The organism is Sporosarcina sp. P18a (assembly GCF_002743135.1).
Taxonomy (GTDB): domain Bacteria; phylum Bacillota; class Bacilli; order Bacillales_A; family Planococcaceae; genus Sporosarcina.
Genome location: NZ_PDYQ01000005.1, coordinates 104,726 through 121,790 on the forward strand (window position 1 = coordinate 104,726; position 17,065 = coordinate 121,790).

Annotated in this window: 17 protein-coding genes; 4 read left to right on the top strand and 13 right to left on the bottom strand. The window is 41.6% G+C overall.

What is annotated here, in order from left to right:
* Nucleotides 1-54: 54 nt before the first annotated feature.
* Nucleotides 55-1,188, top strand: a complete 1,134-nt coding sequence (locus CSV75_RS13245; protein WP_099676202.1) for an alcohol dehydrogenase catalytic domain-containing protein — start codon at nucleotides 55-57, stop codon at nucleotides 1,186-1,188.
* A gap of 119 nt (nucleotides 1,189-1,307) precedes the next feature.
* On the opposite strand, the gene CSV75_RS13250 is transcribed toward CSV75_RS13245, so the two are convergent.
* The 6 genes from CSV75_RS13250 to CSV75_RS13275 all read right to left on the bottom strand — a co-directional run bounded on the left by CSV75_RS13250 (nucleotide 1,308) and on the right by CSV75_RS13275 (nucleotide 7,933).
* Nucleotides 1,308-2,453, bottom strand: a complete 1,146-nt coding sequence (locus CSV75_RS13250) for an acyl-CoA dehydrogenase family protein (protein ID WP_099676203.1) — start codon at nucleotides 2,451-2,453, stop codon at nucleotides 1,308-1,310.
* A gap of 43 nt (nucleotides 2,454-2,496) precedes the next feature.
* Nucleotides 2,497-4,041 (bottom strand): class I adenylate-forming enzyme family protein, encoded by a 1,545-nt coding sequence (locus CSV75_RS13255; protein ID WP_099676204.1) that lies wholly within the window; start codon nucleotides 4,039-4,041, stop codon nucleotides 2,497-2,499.
* A gap of 112 nt (nucleotides 4,042-4,153) precedes the next feature.
* Nucleotides 4,154-5,278, bottom strand: coding sequence for a CaiB/BaiF CoA transferase family protein (locus CSV75_RS13260; protein WP_199171366.1), 1,125 nt, complete (start codon nucleotides 5,276-5,278; stop codon nucleotides 4,154-4,156).
* Between the two features lie 42 nt (nucleotides 5,279-5,320).
* Nucleotides 5,321-6,472: a thiolase family protein gene (locus tag CSV75_RS13265; protein WP_099676206.1), complete on the bottom strand. Its 1,152-nt coding sequence runs from the start codon at nucleotides 6,470-6,472 to the stop codon at nucleotides 5,321-5,323.
* 65 nt (nucleotides 6,473-6,537) lie between these two features.
* On the bottom strand, nucleotides 6,538-7,308 hold the full coding sequence (locus CSV75_RS13270) for a 3-hydroxyacyl-CoA dehydrogenase (RefSeq protein WP_099676207.1): 771 nt from the start codon (nucleotides 7,306-7,308) through the stop codon (nucleotides 6,538-6,540).
* Nucleotides 7,309-7,348: 40 nt separating this feature from the next.
* Entirely contained in the window at nucleotides 7,349-7,933 is a 585-nt protein-coding gene (locus tag CSV75_RS13275) for a TetR/AcrR family transcriptional regulator (RefSeq protein ID WP_099676208.1), read from the bottom strand.
* Nucleotides 7,934-8,318: 385 nt separating this feature from the next.
* Here CSV75_RS13275 and CSV75_RS13280 point away from each other — a divergent pair, with 385 nt between their 5' ends.
* From CSV75_RS13280 to CSV75_RS16345, 3 genes are all read left to right on the top strand, one after another.
* A complete protein-coding gene (locus CSV75_RS13280; protein ID WP_099676209.1) occupies nucleotides 8,319-8,882 on the top strand; it encodes a methyltransferase family protein in 564 nt (187 codons plus the stop codon).
* Nucleotides 8,883-8,911: 29 nt separating this feature from the next.
* Complete coding sequence (locus CSV75_RS16455; RefSeq protein WP_199171367.1) at nucleotides 8,912-9,088, top strand: hypothetical protein; 177 nt, start codon at nucleotides 8,912-8,914, stop codon at nucleotides 9,086-9,088.
* A 69-nt stretch (nucleotides 9,089-9,157) separates the two neighbouring features.
* Nucleotides 9,158-9,322, top strand: a complete 165-nt coding sequence (locus CSV75_RS16345; RefSeq protein WP_158231666.1) for a hypothetical protein — start codon at nucleotides 9,158-9,160, stop codon at nucleotides 9,320-9,322.
* A gap of 176 nt (nucleotides 9,323-9,498) precedes the next feature.
* Here CSV75_RS16345 and CSV75_RS13285 read toward each other — a convergent pair whose 3' ends face one another.
* The 7 genes from CSV75_RS13285 to CSV75_RS13315 all read right to left on the bottom strand — a co-directional run bounded on the left by CSV75_RS13285 (nucleotide 9,499) and on the right by CSV75_RS13315 (nucleotide 16,991).
* The gene (locus tag CSV75_RS13285; protein ID WP_099676210.1) at nucleotides 9,499-11,166 is read right to left on the bottom strand and encodes an SLC13 family permease; all 1,668 of its coding nucleotides are present in this window, start codon (nucleotides 11,164-11,166) and stop codon (nucleotides 9,499-9,501) included.
* A gap of 169 nt (nucleotides 11,167-11,335) precedes the next feature.
* Nucleotides 11,336-12,052 carry a response regulator gene (locus CSV75_RS13290; protein WP_099676211.1) on the bottom strand — a complete coding sequence of 239 codons (717 nt, stop codon included), beginning with the start codon at nucleotides 12,050-12,052 and terminating at the stop codon, nucleotides 11,336-11,338.
* Nucleotides 12,049-13,650, bottom strand: a complete 1,602-nt coding sequence (gene dcuS, locus CSV75_RS13295) for a DcuS/MalK family sensor histidine kinase (protein ID WP_099676212.1) — start codon at nucleotides 13,648-13,650, stop codon at nucleotides 12,049-12,051. Before dcuS ends, CSV75_RS13290 begins: the two co-directional genes overlap by 4 nt.
* A gap of 138 nt (nucleotides 13,651-13,788) precedes the next feature.
* Nucleotides 13,789-14,430, bottom strand: a complete 642-nt coding sequence (locus CSV75_RS13300) for a metal-dependent hydrolase (RefSeq protein WP_099676213.1) — start codon at nucleotides 14,428-14,430, stop codon at nucleotides 13,789-13,791.
* A 394-nt stretch (nucleotides 14,431-14,824) separates the two neighbouring features.
* Nucleotides 14,825-15,490, bottom strand: a complete 666-nt coding sequence (locus tag CSV75_RS13305) for a hypothetical protein (protein WP_099630729.1) — start codon at nucleotides 15,488-15,490, stop codon at nucleotides 14,825-14,827.
* A 261-nt stretch (nucleotides 15,491-15,751) separates the two neighbouring features.
* Nucleotides 15,752-15,901, bottom strand: coding sequence for a hypothetical protein (locus CSV75_RS16460; RefSeq protein ID WP_099674011.1), 150 nt, complete (start codon nucleotides 15,899-15,901; stop codon nucleotides 15,752-15,754).
* Nucleotides 15,902-16,070: 169 nt separating this feature from the next.
* Nucleotides 16,071-16,991, bottom strand: coding sequence for a S66 peptidase family protein (locus CSV75_RS13315; protein ID WP_099676214.1), 921 nt, complete (start codon nucleotides 16,989-16,991; stop codon nucleotides 16,071-16,073).
* Between the last annotated feature and the right edge of the window lie 74 nt (nucleotides 16,992-17,065).

A 17,065-nucleotide genomic window follows, 5' to 3' on the forward strand; every position in this document is an offset into this window, starting at 1 on the left:
AGATAGAAGGTAGACGGGTACAAAATAAGCACAACGCAAAAAGGATGTGATGGTATGAAAGCAGTAACATTTCAAGGAAAGAAGTCCATGGTCACTAAAGAAGTGAAAGCTCCAAGTATCCAAGAAAATAGTGATGTAATCGTACGCATTACGACGAGTGGTATTTGTGGATCAGATTTGCATCTATACCATGGCGGGATTGTGCCCGAGCAAGATTATGTAGTAGGCCATGAGCCAATGGGAATTGTCGAAGAGGTAGGTTCCGAAGTGAAAACATTGAAGAAAGGCGACCGGGTCGTCATTCCGTTTAATATAGGGTGCGGTGAATGTTTCTTCTGCCAACACGAAATGGAAAGTCAGTGTGATGAATCCAATCCACATGGAGAAGTTGGAGGACTTTTCGGATTTGCTGAGCCAAATGGAAACTACCCAGGTGGCCAAGCGGAATATTTACGTGTTCCATACGCAGACTTCACCTCATTTAAAGTTCCAGAAGACAGTGAGCTGGATGACGAGCATCTCGCCTTGCTATCTGATGTTATTCCTACAGCTTATTGGAGTGTCCTTCATAGCGGATTGAAAAAAGGCGATACCGCAATTATTTTAGGCTCCGGTCCTATTGGATTAATGGCGCAAAAATTTGCCTGGATGCAAGGTGCAAAACGAGTCATTTCGGTAGACCATGTCGATTATCGTTTGAAGCATGCGGAAAAGACTAACAAAGTAGAAACCTATAATCTCAAAGAACATGACGATATCGGTAAATTATTGCATGAAGAAACGAAAGGCGGCGCGGACGTCGTCATTGATTGTGTAGGTATGGATGGAACGGTGCAACCAGGTGAAACATTTGGATCAAGTGGAGATAACCAATTCGGAACGATCAGCCCGATTATCACAGCGTCACAAGTTGTACGAAAGTTTGGTACGGTGCAATTAACGGGTGTCTATGCGACAGATGCCAACAACTTCCCTTTGGGTGATTTCTTCACACGCAACGTTTCTTTAAAAATGGGCCAAGCCCCTGTCATTCACTTAATGCCAGAGCTATTTAAAAAGATTGAAGCAAATGAATTCGATCCGACAGACATTATTACACACAAAGTAAAATTGGAAGACGCTGCAGATGCTTATTCCATTTTTGATAAGAAAGAAGACGGTTGTATTAAAGTACTTATCCAACCGTAAAATATAAAAACGCGATGGTTTGTTTCATCGCGTTTTTTTGTATGATTAATATGCAAGTAATCTTTTTACTAACCGCTTTATATACATTTGATTGAAGAACCCGATTCGCCTACCTTAATTCAAAGCCCCATATTCTTCCCGATAATCACTTTCATAATTTCATTCGTACCGGCATAAATCGAATTGACCGCTACATCCCGATACCTTCTGGCGATTTCGTATTCTTCCATATAGCCGTAGCCGCCATGAAATTGCATACACTGTATCGCTACTTCTTGCGCCAAATCACTCGTCCACCATTTAGCCATCGATACTTCATCCACGACATGTTGTCCTTGCATATGCTCTATAATTAATCGATCAACGAATGTTCGGCCAATGGTTGCCTTCGTTTGCATCTCCGCCATTTTAAATTGCGTATTTTGGAAGTCACCGATCCTCTTACCAAAAGCCTGTCGCTCTTTAACATAAGCCAAAGTGATATCAATCATTTGTTGCACAGAAGCTAAACTTTGTATGGAGCACATCAAGCGTTCTTGCTGCAATTTCTCCATCAAATAGTAGAATCCTTTGCCTTCCTTCCCAAGAAGGTTTTCTGCAGGAACCGATACATCTTCAAAAATCAATTCACTCGTATCATTCGCATGCTGCCCTACTTTATTCAGTTTTCTCCCTTTTGTAAACCCGGGCATTCCTTCTTCCACTATGATCAAGCTAATGCCTTTATGAGCAGGCGATGCAGTAGGATCTGTTTTACAGACGACAATAACAAGATCGGCAGAAAAACCATTTGTTATGAAGGTCTTTTCCCCATTAATAATATAACGGTCTCCCTTTTTCACTGCAGTTGTCCGAACTGCTGCGAGGTCGGAACCTGTGCCTGGTTCCGTCATAGCAATTGCACTAATCATCTCTCCTGTCACAGCTTTCGTGAGCCAACGTTCTTTCTGTTCGTCCGAACCAAAGGATTGTATATAAGGAATAACGATATCATTATGAAGTCCAATTCCGCCGATTCCGCTTGCCACTTTTTCAAACTCTTCACTAATAACTACAGCATAGCCGAAATCAGCGCCTAAACCGCCATACTTTTCTTCAACTGAAGGTGCAATCAATCCTTGCGCCGCAGCTTTTCTCCAGAATGACCTAGGCACTTGCTTTTCTTTCTCCCATTCCTCTATATAAGGAACGGCTTCCTTCTTTAAAAATTTCTGCACCGCTTTTCTGAGCTGTTCATGTTCTTCCGTCATAAATGGTCTCTTCATGCATCCGCCACTCCTTTACTTCCCATTAAAAAAGCATCTATTTTTATACGTGAGGATTAACAGATCTATTGGAGACCAGTGCTTCACGAATACGATATTTCAACACTTTCCCTGACGCATTTCTAGGTATTTCTTGTTCTTCAATAAATTCGACTGGTACTTTATAATCCGCTAGATGTTCTTTACAAAATGCTTTCAACTCTGCATAGTCAAGATTCTCGTCTTTCTTCGCTACAACAATCGCAACTACTTTTTCTCCCCAAACCGGATCTGGCAAGCCGACTACCGTCGAGTCCAGCAATTGAGGATGCCTGTACAGAGCTTGTTCTACCTCTGTTGAGTAAACATTCTCTCCACCTGAAACGATCATATCTTTCTTTCTGTCTACTAATGTAACGAAACCATCTTCGTCAATAGTCGCCAAATCGCCAGTATAGAGCCAACCGTTTCGTATAGCTTTCGCAGTTTCCTCCGGCTTATTATAATAGCCCTTCATGACCATCTCGCTTTGAATAATAAACTCACCCACTTCACCAGGGGAAATATCCTCTCCATGATCATTCACAACGCGTATTTCTGTATTCAGCGAAGCTTTCCCACCCGTGCCGATCTTGTCTTTATGATCTGCTGGCATGAGAAAAGCACCGCCTCCTGGTCCCCCTTCTGTCTGGCCACACATATTGTAAAACTGATCTGTACGGAAGAGTTTCATAATCTGTTCTAACAACGCGACAGGCATCGGTGCTGCGCCATACCCGCATCGCGTAACAGAAGAGAGATCATATTGCTGTTTGTCTGGAACTTGCAACAAGAAATTATACATCGTCGGTACGCCAAAGAAGAAGCTGATTTTATACTGATCGATAGCTTGTAATACTTTTTGAGGTTCGAAGTTTTGATGGACGATTTGTGTGCAGCCTAAATAAATTCCTGGCACGAGAAATAAATTTAATTGTGCGGAATGAAACAGCGGTGCCGCATGGAGCAATACATCATCGGGATGTATTTTGAGGATTAAGGCGGTGTTAAAAGCTACATGAAGTACGCGGTGATGATCAAATAACGCGCCTTTCGGATAGCCAGTAGTACCGGATGTATATAATATTTCTGCATCATCCGCTTCATCTACAGAGATATCGGGATCATCTGTATGGTCTTGTAGTAAATCTTCGTAAGTGATTTGGTCGCTTATAGCGGTAGCACCCGTCGTGACTTTTACATCTATCTTGCTATTAGCCGCTGTTGCTTTATCGATCAACGAAGCATACTCTTCGTCAAACAACACGACACTTGTATCACTATCATCCAAAATATACGACACTTCAGTAGCTGTTAAGCGGAAATTCACCGGAACCGTAATAGCTCCTGCTTTCAAAATGGCATAGTAGACGATAATAAATGTATCGGAGTTTTTCATCATCAGCGCTACTTTGTCACCTTTTTTCACGCCATGTTGAATGAGTCCATGTAATAGTTTATTCACCTCTTGATTAAGCTCACGATACGTATAACGTCGATCCTCATAAATAATTGCTGTTTTCTCAGGTATTCTGCGTGCGTTACGGGAAAGTGATTGACCGATATCCATTCTTGTTATCCCCTTTCTCTCACTGAACTCTTGTACATACCGTTTCTATTTTCCTGACACGAAAAGTCTCCCCTTCAACACCACTGGCAACATCATACTGATCGAGTTCTTATTAATACTCACCGAGTAACGCAGCTGTATGCTCACCTAACAAAGGTGCTGAACTTTGTATTTTGGCCGGTGTTCTCGACAACTTAATAGGCGATGCGATGTGCTTAACGGGTCCAATTTCTGGATCCTCTATTTCCTGAATCATCCCACGGGCCTTAACTTGTGGATTATCTAGTACTTCATCGAACGACAGAACGGGTGTTACACAGGCCGCCACCTGATCGAATATTTCCATCCATTGCGCGCTCGTCTTGTGCAATAAAATCTCTTGAATTTCTTCTTTCATCTGCAATTGGACGTCTATCGGATCATGCAATTTCGCTACAAATTCTTCTTTTCCAATGACATCGCAAAATACACGCCAAAACTTCAATTCAAATGCGCCAACAGCCAACCATTTATGGTCTTTCGTTTCGTACACAGCATAAGACGCACGCTTGCCACTTAAATCTAATTCACCTCTTTGTGGCTGTTGTCCTGTTGTAAGGTAACCGGGAAAGACTGTTGGCATCCAAGAGAGCACGCCATCCATCATTGAAATATCGACCATTTGCCCCCTGCCTGTCTTCTGTCTTTCAAACAATGCAAGTATAATTCCCATTGCTGCCGGGTAAGCACCCCCTCCAATATCTGCAATTTGGGTAGCGGGAATTTGTGGCGCACCGTGTCGTTCACCCATCATATCCAGAAGTCCCGTATAGCCAATGAAATTTAGATCATGACCGGGCAGGCTAGCGTATGGACCGTCCTGCCCGTAGCCTGTGATTGCACAATACACAAGCCCTGGATTGATCTTGTTCAAAATTTCATAGTCCAATCCGAGCCGTTTCATAACGCCCGGCCGGAATGATTCAATCACTACATCGGAATCTTTCACTAGCTGCTTAAACCGTTGCTTATCTTCCACCTCTTTTAAATTTAGACAAATGCTCTTTTTGCCGCGGTTCAATGAATGAAAAAACGCACTATCTTCCCCTACCTTAGGTAATTCCTCCCGCGCATAGTCACCGATGCTATGTTCTTCAATTTTAATCACCTCTGCACCAAAATCTGCAAGAAGCATCGAACAGTAAGGACCCGGTAACAAGCGCGATAAATCTAGAACCCGAATAGAATGTAATGGCAATGAAATCTCTCCTTTTTACGTGTCTTCATTCAAAGTCAGCAATTAATCTAATCGTTCCAAAATCGTCGCATTTGCCATGCCGTGACCTTCACACATTGTCTGCAGTCCGTAACGGCCACCGGTTCTCTCTAGTTCACTCATCATCGTACTCATCAAGCGTCCGCCACTTGCTCCGAGTGGGTGACCAAGAGCAATGGCCCCACCGTTAGGATTCAACTTCTTCGGATCTACACCTGTTTCTTTCAACCAAGCAATCGTCACAACCGAAAATGCTTCATTGACTTCAAAAATATCTATATCATCAAGGGTTAGTCCTGCTTTCTCCAACGCTTTTTGTGTCGCTGGTATGGGCCCTGTCAGCATGAGAGTCGGATCGGAACCAACCACTACGCGGGTAAGCACTTTAAACCGTGGCTTCAAACCAAGTTCTTCAGCCTTTTCACGTGACATTAGCAAAATGGCATTTGCCCCGTCACTGATTTGACTGGAGTTTCCAGCCGTCACATCGCCATTTTCCCTAAAAGGAGTTTTCAACATACTCAACTTCTCCATCGTAGTATCTTCCCTCGGCCCTTCATCATCCTTCACTGTCATGTTCGTACCGTCAGGAAGTGTTACCTCAATCGGCATGATTTCTTTTTCAAACCTACCTTCCTTTCTAGCAGTTACCGCCTTCTCATTGCTTTCTAGCGAGTAGCGATCCATTTCCTCTCTTGATATTTCCCATTGATCCGCAATTCTTTCCGCTGACTCACCTTGGTGGACCATTTCATATTTCGATGTGAGTTCTTCACTAAACTTCACGTCTAGTCGGCTGCTCCCCATCGGCACCCTCGACATGCTCTCGACACCTCCTGCAACGACAACGTCCATATCTCCACTAATAATAGCCTGCGCTGCAAAATGCACGGCTTGCTGGCTAGATCCACATTGTCTATCCACGGTCGTCCCCGGTACTTCGATCGGATATCCTGCCTGCAAAGCTGCGACTCTCGCGATATCAAAAGATTGTTCCCCTACTTGCGATACGCATCCGAAGATGACATCCTCTACTAGCCCCGCATCAATTCCCGCTCGTTTGATAACTTCCGCCAGCGGCTTGGCTGCTAAATCTTCCGCCCGTATCGCACTCAATACACCATTCCGTTTTCCTACCGGTGTTCTGACCCATTCCACAATTACAGCTTCTCTCATATAAACCCTTCTTTCTTATTTTCATTTGTAAGCCCTTACATTTAATCGATAGTTATTTCCAGCCTTTATTTAGGCTGCATACGGACTGCTCCATCCAGACGTATGACTTCCCCGTTCAGCATCGTATTTTCGCAGATGCTTGTAACCAGTTGTGCGTATTCTTCAGGGTAGCCGAGCCGCGAAGGAAAAGGCACCATCGCTCCGAGAGATTCCTTAGCCTTCTCTGGCAATGAAGCAAACATCGGAGTTTCAAACAAGCCCGGTGCGATTGTCATCACGCGAATGCCTTCAGAAGCCAAATCTCTCGCAAGCGGCAACGTCATACTCACGATACCGCCTTTTGATGCGGCATACGCAACTTGACCTATTTGCCCGTCAAACGCGGCAACAGATGCCGTATTCACAATCACACCTTTTTCTCCTTTATTATTCGGTTCATTTTTCGTCATCTGTTCAGCGGCGAGACGAATTGTATTAAACGTCCCAATTAGATTGATCTGAATGACCTTGCTGAAATTCTCCAAATCATGCGCACCTTTTCTACCACTGTACGTTTTCTCCGCTACACCGATGCCAGCGCAATTAACGACTACATTGATTTTGCCGAAAGTGCTCACTGCATAATCTAAAGCTGCCTGAACACTTTCTGTGCTTGTAACATCCGTTTTGACGAATGATGAAGAATCTCCCAGTTCTTTTACCAATTCATTTCCACGGTCTTCCTGCAAATCCAAAATGGTTACCTGTCCTCCTGCTGCAATAATCTCTCTTGCCGTAGCTTCTCCAAGTCCTGAAGCGCCTCCTGTAATAACTGCTGACACGTGATCCATTTTCATAAGTACTTCGCTCCCTTTCTTATCCTAGTAATGTATAATCCTACAATAGGATTTTCAATAAATAATCTGCAATGGAATGGGCCAATTCTTGTATACTTTTACTACCTTTCGGAGAATACCAAATGACCGCATTGTTCATAGCGCCTAGAATAATATGATTCACAATTTTAATATCTACCTGCACAAAACTTCCGTCCTGAATCCCTTGTTGAATCAGTCCATCCATACACTCACTGTATTGATTTCTAAGGTGTAGGATTTCTTGTAAATGTTCGCCTTCAAACACTTGATCGGGTTTTACACCTATAAAGAAATCCGTTCTTTCTGTAATGACGTATTCCATGTGGACGACCATAGCCTTCCGTAGCTTCGCTACAGATGAGAGTTCTTCCGCCAACACATTTTGGAGTTGCTTTATACTTTGTTCCAGAAGTATTTTATGACTCTCATACACAAGTGATTCTTTATCTTTAAAATAATAGTAAACGGAACCCTTTGTCATGAGTAGCTTCGCTGCAATATCTTCCATTGTAGTGGCATGATATCCCTTTTCCGCAATAACACTCATAGCAGATTGCCGGATCTCTTCTTTTTTCTTTTCTACTTTCTTCTCTCGTAATGACATGACGTTCTCACTTCCTTCATTCACAAGCTTCTACCGTTAACTTAGTATGAATTTTCTGACTTTGAATGTCAAGTCAAATTTTAACGGTAGGGTATTTCCCTGTGAGTACCAGGTACCGAAACAATTCTGAATTGTTTATAATTTGTATCGGGACCTGGTACCTCAATAGTTGTCAGAGTAGTTAACTAACGTAGTATTTCATTGTGATATTTGTGATAAGATGGCTATAGATACATCCTTTCCCAATAGAGTGAGCTGGTAGATTGGTATATAACGTAGTGAACTTTTATAGGTAATGACGGAAACAGGACATTCAAATGGTGGAATGAGACACGATTCATTAACGGAGTAGGATAGAAAAAAGTGAATGAAAAAGGAGGCCATAATGCAAGGATATATTGCTGTTACAACAATCACCCTATTAATCATATTGGTGATCATTCGATCAATTCAATTAAAAAAATTTGGTATTAAGGTATTTAAATTTGGCAAACTGGATAAAAAGGATTTCATCATACCGCCCTTTGCGTTGCTCTTATTCTACGTAATTATGTCAAATGTCTTTCATTTACCAAAGCTAGGAACAAAGCTATTTACCAATGAACTCATCGGCTGGATAGGTGTATTCTTATGCTTCGGTGGGCTTTTGCTATTCGTTTACAGTGTACTTTCATTTGGGAAAAGCTTTAGAGTAGGCATTGATGAAGAAAATCCAGGTTCTTTGATTACTACTGGAGCTTTTTCCATCAGTCGAAATCCACTATATACTGCTTTTGGGATGGTCTTATTAGGTGAGTTCCTCATTTATCCCAATTGGATCGTATTAGTATATTTGATCTTAGGTTTTTGGTTGTTTAACCGACAAGTACGACTCGAAGAACAATCGCTAGTAAAAATTTATGGAGAAGCGTATACAGAGTATTGCCAAAATGTTCGTCGATACATATAACTGGTACCACGAAAAGGGGGGCGTGCAAAATGAATCAAATTCAAAAGCGTACTGTATATATTTCAATTGTCGTAATTGCTTTCTTTTTAGCATTGTCCTTACTGACACAGCATTGGGGTTTCTTTTTATGGAGTGTATTACCTGTTTTTATCGTATTGATGACTGCGTTTTCTAAAAAAAACGACAAAAGAGGTAATGGGAAATGAATGGTTTATTATGTCATCGTGTGCACTTTCTAAAAATGCCGTTACTGGCCTGAATTGGAGCGTATTCATATGAAAAATGTCAAAATTATTTTCAAATCAGTTGCGTTAGCAATGGGTGTCAGTACATTAGTTTTAAGTATTTTAGGTGATTTATCTGTAGACACTGCCCTCACACTATTGTCTATTGGTGTTGCTTGCTTAGCAATTGTACAGCTACAAGACAAGGAAAAGTAGATACCAGATCCCAACACAATTCTGAATTACTCCTAAGTTGTGTGTGGACCTGGTACCTCATTAAAACATTCAATTCTCGTCCCGATCCTAACAATACCAGATGAAAACCAAACTTAAAAACCCACTAGGACTGACTAGTGGGTTTTCTATATTTATTGATAACTAGTAAATTTTGCTTACTTAAAATTCTCATAAAACGCTTCCGGCACTACTTGCAAATCAATTCCCCAAAATAGAGGTAATAGGAAGTAGGCAGCCAATACAATCAGTATGAGTACAAACACATTAATGATAAATCCGACTCGTACCATTTCTCCCAAGCGGAGCTTATTCGTTCCGAAAATAATAGCGTTAGGAGGTGTGCCGACCGGTAACATGAAAGCACAGTTTGCAGCCATCGCAGCGGGTACCATCAAAGCAAATGGGTGAATATGCATGGATAGTGCAAGCGCTGCCAATACAGGAAGAATCATAGTTGCTGTTGCCGTATTCGATGTGAACTCCGTCAATGCTAGCACGAGTAAAGAAGAGGCAGCAATAATAGCGAACATATGGAATCCTTCCAAAGCTGTCAATTGCGAACCAATCCATTCAGAAAGTCCTGTTTCTCGAAAACCTGCTGCAATGGCAAGTCCTCCTCCAAATAATAGCAAAACTCCCCATGGAATTTCTTTTGAATCTTCCCATGCTAGAATACGTTTGCCGATTTTTTTGGAAGTAGGAATAGCAAACAGCATTGCCGCTGCCACTACCGCAATCATGCCGTCTTTTAAACCTGGCAGAATGTTCATCCAAAGAAATTCACGCGTGATCCACATAAACGCTGCAAAGGCGAAGACTGCACTCACCGCTTTTTCTTCGAATGATGTTTTCCCTAAAGCTTTTCGTTCTTCGGTGATCACTTCTTTTCCACCGGGAAGACCTTTGATATTCATCTTAAACGCAAAGCGTCCAAGATAAATCCACGTAGAAAACAACAGCACTATGACAATTGGTACTGCGACGAGCATCCAGCCCGCAAAGGAAATCTCGACATCGAATAATTCTTTAACTTGTGCCGCTAGAATAATATTGGGCGGTGTCCCTATAAGCGTACCGAGCCCACCAATCGTTCCTGCATAACCAATTCCGAAAATAAGTGCTTTTTCAAACTTCGGCAATTCCTTTTCTTCCGGAGTGCCTTTTAACGCAGCAGCTACCTGGGCTGTAATCGCCAATCCCATAGGAATCATCATCATGACCGCAGCAGTATTTGAAACCCACATAGACAGGAATGCTGTAGCCGTCATGAAGCCGAGCAAGATACGTTGAGTCCCTGTACCGATGAATGCAATAATGGCCAGTGCCAGCCGTTTATGCAAGTTCCATTTCTCCATTGCTGTAGCAATGAAAAACCCGCCTAAAAACAAGTAAATAATATCATTGCCGTAGGAAGATGTAACTACATCGGCTTCCATAGCCCCTGTCACCGGTAATAGAAAAATGGGAAGCAGCGATGTGACTGGAATAGGAATCGCTTCCGTAATCCACCATGTCGCTACCCACAGCGTTACAGCCAGTACCGATTTGGCTTCCGAATTCATCCCTTCAGGAGATAAAAAGAACATCATGATGATAAATAAAAGCGGACCCAGAATTAGACCTACCAATTGGACGGTAGAATAGGAAGAACTTTTACCCGAGTTCTGATTAGGGGGTTGAGGTGAAATCTGTTCCTCTTTTGCAGTTACATGATGATTTGCTGCCGTTAGTTTTTTCTTATAAGAAAAGAAATTAAGTAAATCTTTTGCCTGGTCATGTGAACGCCATAATTTCTGCCAGGTATTTGATGCGATATCCTTCATTGTCATCCCTCCGAAAACGCTTTCTTATTTGTTTAACTATAAGAGGGACTATTCAGATTTTATATATTATGTAATCAAACAAATACTTTTGTAACTAAAATAAGCAACTCAAGCAGTTGCGAATTTCTGTCGTCAAACTGCCTGGAAGCTTATTCGTACAACCTGTATATCACTTATTTAGCAACGACTGAAGGATATCTACTTTTTCAGGCAACAGTTGGTAATTTGTTAACGGACGCCCTGTTGACTGATACACTATATCGCTATCGATTAGTTCACGGTCAACGAGATAATGTAAGTACTTTCGTGTGGATACACTTGACACTCCAACGTCTTCTGCAAGTTCTGCTGTGGAAAATATAGTTCCTTGCCTTTCAATAATCTGTTCCGCAATACGTGTGAATGTCGTTTTCGTCAGACCTTTTGGCAATTCCAATGTGTTACTAGTTTTTCTATCCGCGGTATGAAGTAAATGATCAATTTCATTCTGGCTGATTTTTTCATGCTGATTCATCAAATGAAGTTGCTTTTTAAATTGCAATAAAGCATTTTTAAAGCGTTCAAAAGTAAATGGTTTTATAAGGTAATCAACAGCCCCATATCGAAGCGCTTGTTGCACAGACTCTTTATCATTGGCAGCTGTAATTAGAATAACATCTAGTGAGTCGCCCTCTTTTCGAAGCTCCTTTAACAAATCAAGTCCGGTCGGTCCTTTCATATAGACATCGAGTAAAATGAGATCCACTTTTGACAACTCCAGAAATTTCCGAGCTTCTGCTACATTTTTTGCAAAACCGGCAACCGAGAAACCCGGAATACTTTCCAAATAAATTCCATTGAATTTCGCAACCATTGGATCATCTTCAATGATTAATACTTGAATCATAATGCTTCACCTTTGTATGGAACACTTACACTAAATTGTGTCCCTTTTCCTTTCGTAGAAGATACAGACCAAATACCACCCAATTCATCCAATGCGATTTTAGCCAGGTACAGTCCATAACCGCGGCCTTCACCTTTTGAAGACATCCCCTGTTCAAATACTTCTTCGATATTCTCTACAAGGATTCCAGGTCCATTATCGTGTACGCTGAATTCTAATCGAGACTCTTCATAATTAAGTGTCAATTGTAACTCCCCATCGATACGATCACTCACTGCATCACAAGCATTGTCTAGTAAGTTTCCAAGTATCGTGATGATCTTATCCATATGCTCAACCTTTTTTAAAGGAGGTAGCGGATGATCCCCATTGAATTTAATTTTTATCCCCGATTCGCGTAATTCTCTTAACTTCCCCATTAAATAGCCCGCAATGACGGGATCTTTGACTAGTCTTGAAACAAGGCCTGTTTCTGTTTGGTAAGCATCTGAAATATAGGCGGTATACTCTTTTAACTCATCATAAGATTTCGTGTGAACCATCGCCATGATGATATGCAGTTTATTCATAAACTCATGCGTCTGGTACCTCAGCGTTTCAGCGTATACCCTAGCCCCGGATAGCTGTTCCACTAGCGAAGTTAATTCGGATTTATCGCGGAATATAGCAAGTGCTCCGACTACATGATGGTTAGAAATGACAGGTACTTGGGTGACGACGACATCCAGTCCATTTAATTTATACTCTTGGTCGTACTGAGGTTTCTTATGTTCAAGCATCTGCTGAAGCGGTAGCGAAGGAACAAAAGATTGAATAGGCTTTCCAATAGGATTTCCTTCCATGCCTGCATTCCGAAAAAGCGTGATGGCCGCTTTATTCGCTAAGACAATTTCTGCCTTGTCATTAATGGCAACAATACCATCGCTGACCGCTTCAAGCATCGATTCCCTTTCGCGAAGTTGTTGAGCGATTTCCCTCGGTTCAAGTCCAAATAAAGTATGCTTCACTTTTCTTGCCAATAAAACGGCACCAAATAAGCCAATCAGTAAACCAAAGCCAATCCCGATAAAGCTCGCATTCATACTAGCTAAAACACTAGTACGAACATTATCCATCATAATACCAACAGCAACCACACCAATAATTTGACCTTCGGACGTGATCGGTACAAACGCTCTCATTGACTTACCCAATGTTCCTGTAGCCATAGACGTGTACTGCTCTCCCTTAAATGCCTTGTCTTCGTCACCGCCTACAAAATATTGGCCGATGCGCTCAGTTACTGGATGGGATTGGCGGATACGTTCATTATTGATTACTACGATATATTCAACTTGTGTGTCGTTTTGTACAGATTTAGTGAACGCCTGGATATCTTCAATTGGTCCTTTTCCCGTCAAGCCATCAATCACCGACTGTGCATGACTGATAGTAATGGCTATATTCATCGCTTTTTCCGATTGAGATTTCCTAGCTTGATCGGCTGCATTGCTACCAATTAAATAACCGGCTAATGAAAGAGAAACTAGAACAACCAAACACACCAAAGCCGTCAACCATACTTGCATACTAATGGGTTTTTTATTTTGTTTTTTCATTTATTCACCTATGTATTATTCAAATTACGTTCAACTATAGTAATCATATAGCAAAAAGAGAAGCGTGTGTAGCGCTTCTCTTAAGTAATCAATAAAACTATTCCGAATTGTTCTCAAGTTGTGTCGGGACCTGGTACCTCAAAACTCCCGATTCCACAAAGGCAAAAACCATTTAACTCCACGCCGATTAACAGGAAGAATCTTCATATCTGCCAGTAGATGGCTAATATAACCGGCAAGCCCTGCAGCAAGTAAGCCGTCAATCGGCCACTGCGCATACAAATGCTTCAAAATATACGCATAGAAAACAATACCAAGTATAGAATGCGTATAGGATCTATGCGGTAAGAAGGAGGCAATGATTATATAGCCGCCAGCGAGTAAAATGCCTAGCGACTGGTCAAGGACAAAGCCGAGAAGCATGACGAGGATACCGGTAATGGTGAGCATTCGGCGCTGTGTAATGAGACGCGACACAATAAGCAACAGAAGTCCGATGCCTCCATACACATAAATTTCTTGACTCAGTCCTTCTGTAAATACCTGATAGATGAGCGTCAGCAGAATGACGATGCCAGCAGTTTCCATGAGCCATTTACTGACTTTCTTACTATGTGTGATACTGTTGCTCGCGAGCCCGTTCGTGTCAAGATCGGGAACCACCCCGGATATTCCGCCAACCGCCGCGCCTATCAAAGCAGTCTGGATATCCGGCTGCACAGCGTATCCCGCAATGGCGCCGACAGCTGTGCCGATAACTAAATGTGAAGTGCCTTTCATATGTAAACCTCTCTAGCTGTATAGTGTACGGTCGAATTCAGAACATATATTCGTTCCGTCTTTTCTAGTATAACGATTGATAGCTGAAATGGGAAATATTCTGTGGTAGCAGACATAACGTAGCACTTGGTAACTGAGTTATGTTATAGCAAGTCTCCCGACGCAAAAAACGACTGGAAACTAGCCCAGTCGTTTCTACTTCACTTAAAAGAATTACAAATCGAACCTACTACTAACTCCACTCACTAAAAGGATGAAAAGACAGTAGCCATAATAAATGGAGGTGGAAACTAAAAAGGTACCCAGTTCTGACACAACTTCATCTCCATTCAAAACTGTCGATGATGAGTGTGAGGATTAGGTACCTTCATTTGTTTTTCTGTCGCGTTCTAGACTACAGACTCGGAATGGTATGAACCAAACTCCAAGAATCCGTATCCATCAATTCATCCATTTTCACTTCAACGTCTCCGCCTAAATAAAGCGTATCGCCTTGTATAGCGATAACCATTGCCTGTAGTGGTGGAACACTGTCGTGACATTGGTATATATCGCCTATTTTAGGTATATGCGCTTCAGGTGTCTGGATTTCCAACTGTTGGTTTCCTTGTTCAGTTATATAATTGACATCTGGAATTTCCAGATCAATAATATTCGCGCCCTCTTGTAGCCCGGGGATCATCACCCAATACTCATTATGTTTAATTCCATTGGATTTATTGCTGATGACGCCGTTTCGTTCAATGGAAGACACCATTTCAATCGCGTGTAGATAGTGATAATCTAATGAATCCGGCTGTGGATTGATGATTAAAATATAATCGCCTACTTTAGCCTTCTCATCTTTATGCAATGTATAGCGTTTATGATTCACTACAAAACTGTCCATATGTTTTGGTTTATACAAATTAATTTCTCTAGCAGTTGCCAGCTGTTGTTCAAAATCTTCTAATCGGACTAAGTGAACCGACTGCTTAAAAAAAGCTTTCACTGAGTAGACTTGATGTAGCTTGTTTTGGTAATAAACAAATTGGCCTTTTCTAACATTTAAAAGATTCAATGGAATTCACACCTTATTAAGTATTTTCTGACGGCAACTATCTCTTCCTGCAGAATATAAACACATCATAACAACAATTACAGGTTTACGATATTAAATCGTTTCATTACAAACACATTTGCCCAACGATTGTGTTGACTGGATACAAAAAACTCCAAGCAATGAATGCTGAGAGTTTTCCATGTATGAATATGAAAATTACGTGCTAGGTGTCAGTACATTTCAACATAGTTCTCGAGCCATGCTAACACCTAATGTATCTTATTCATCTGCTTGTTTTTGCTTTTTTTCCAAATACGCTGTACGGATTTTTTCAAGTTGCTTCTTTTTATCAAATTGCGCTGGCTTGTTCTTCTCATGATACTTTGCCACAGCCGCCTTACCTTTGCTATCCAATTGATACTTCCCCATCTTATTCACCTACTATTCTTGTCGTCTTTAAAGATCATCTATTCAATACCTATACGATACTTTAATTTACCAAAGTAGACCTTCTTGCTTTATTAGTATACCCCAAATCTTACGTATATAACTAAAAAATTATGATTGTATATAAATGAAGAGTATGTGGTCTTGGCACCTACTTTACTACTGGCTCCATCACCGTCAACGTTCGGTTCACCGTATCCATTTGAACACTCGCCCCAATAGGAATCGTCGCTTTATAGTAGCTATGTGCGCTGGCCAAGTTCGTCAATAAAGGTTTGCCAAGTGGAACTAAAAATTCATTGATCAAATCTACGTAGCTTTTCCCGTAGGCCGACTCACAGTTCGTACATTGTCCCATAATAATTCCTGCACAATCATCAAACTTCCCTGCCATCGCCAAGTGGTTTACGTAGCGATACACCGTATTGATCGGTTCATGTGTTTCTTCCAAAAGAAGAATTCTGCCTTCCGTATTGATTTCATAGGATGTGCCTAACGTACCTACGAACGACGTGAGATTCCCCCCTACAATCGGTCCTGTAACGTTTCCCGGCACTAATCCAATCAGTGGAATTTCAGGTGGATTCATAATTTGCCACGGTGCCCTGATAGTTGACGTCGCTGTAAAGAATTGATTGAAATTATATGGAGGCGTTCCTGGATTAAAGTCCAACAATAATAAACTTTGAAAACCGATAAGGTCGGCATATTCAAACAAAACATTCAATAAAACCGTGATGTCGCTATATCCCGAAACAATTTTCGGGTTTTGTTTAATGACGTTAAAATCAAGGAATGGTAAAATGCCTGCCACTCCAACTCCACCACGAGTAGGTAAAATCCATTTCACTTCCGGATTTTTAAACATTTTCATTAAATCCGAAGCCCTTTGCCGAGGAGTCGCCGCAAGAAACCCATTAGCGGAATACACATGCTCCCCCACCACGACTTTAAATCCCATACTTTGCAACATCCGGATCCCCTCTGTAATACGATTGGCCGCAAGTGGACTTCCAAGCGTTACAATCCCTACCGTGTCACCTCTTTTTAATTGTTGCGGTTTCGTAGCCATGAACTAGTAGCTCCTCTCCCCTTATAAGTAGCACAAACTTTTTCTTTTGTAATAGCATATGTTTGTGGAGCTTT

Excerpts from the sequence above, each read along its gene's own strand:
- CSV75_RS13245 (WP_099676202.1), top strand. The coding sequence starts at position 55 with ATGAAAGCAGTAACATTTCAAGGAAAGAAGTCCATGGTCACTAAAGAA.
- CSV75_RS13250 (WP_099676203.1), bottom strand. The coding sequence starts at position 2,453 with ATGAAGAGACCATTTATGACGGAAGAACATGAACAGCTCAGAAAAGCG.
- CSV75_RS13255 (WP_099676204.1), bottom strand. The coding sequence starts at position 4,041 with ATGGATATCGGTCAATCACTTTCCCGTAACGCACGCAGAATACCTGAG.
- CSV75_RS13265 (WP_099676206.1), bottom strand. The coding sequence starts at position 6,472 with ATGAGAGAAGCTGTAATTGTGGAATGGGTCAGAACACCGGTAGGAAAA.
- CSV75_RS13270 (WP_099676207.1), bottom strand. The coding sequence starts at position 7,308 with ATGAAAATGGATCACGTGTCAGCAGTTATTACAGGAGGCGCTTCAGGA.
- CSV75_RS13275 (WP_099676208.1), bottom strand. The coding sequence starts at position 7,933 with ATGTCATTACGAGAGAAGAAAGTAGAAAAGAAAAAAGAAGAGATCCGG.
- CSV75_RS13280 (WP_099676209.1), top strand. The coding sequence starts at position 8,319 with ATGCAAGGATATATTGCTGTTACAACAATCACCCTATTAATCATATTG.
- CSV75_RS16455 (WP_199171367.1), top strand. The coding sequence starts at position 8,912 with ATGAATCAAATTCAAAAGCGTACTGTATATATTTCAATTGTCGTAATT.
- CSV75_RS16345 (WP_158231666.1), top strand. The coding sequence starts at position 9,158 with ATGAAAAATGTCAAAATTATTTTCAAATCAGTTGCGTTAGCAATGGGT.
- CSV75_RS13285 (WP_099676210.1), bottom strand. The coding sequence starts at position 11,166 with ATGAAGGATATCGCATCAAATACCTGGCAGAAATTATGGCGTTCACAT.
- CSV75_RS13290 (WP_099676211.1), bottom strand. The coding sequence starts at position 12,052 with ATGATTCAAGTATTAATCATTGAAGATGATCCAATGGTTGCGAAATTC.
- dcuS (WP_099676212.1), bottom strand. The coding sequence starts at position 13,650 with ATGAAAAAACAAAATAAAAAACCCATTAGTATGCAAGTATGGTTGACG.
- CSV75_RS13300 (WP_099676213.1), bottom strand. The coding sequence starts at position 14,430 with ATGAAAGGCACTTCACATTTAGTTATCGGCACAGCTGTCGGCGCCATT.
- CSV75_RS16460 (WP_099674011.1), bottom strand. The coding sequence starts at position 15,901 with ATGGGGAAGTATCAATTGGATAGCAAAGGTAAGGCGGCTGTGGCAAAG.
- CSV75_RS13315 (WP_099676214.1), bottom strand. The coding sequence starts at position 16,991 with ATGGCTACGAAACCGCAACAATTAAAAAGAGGTGACACGGTAGGGATT.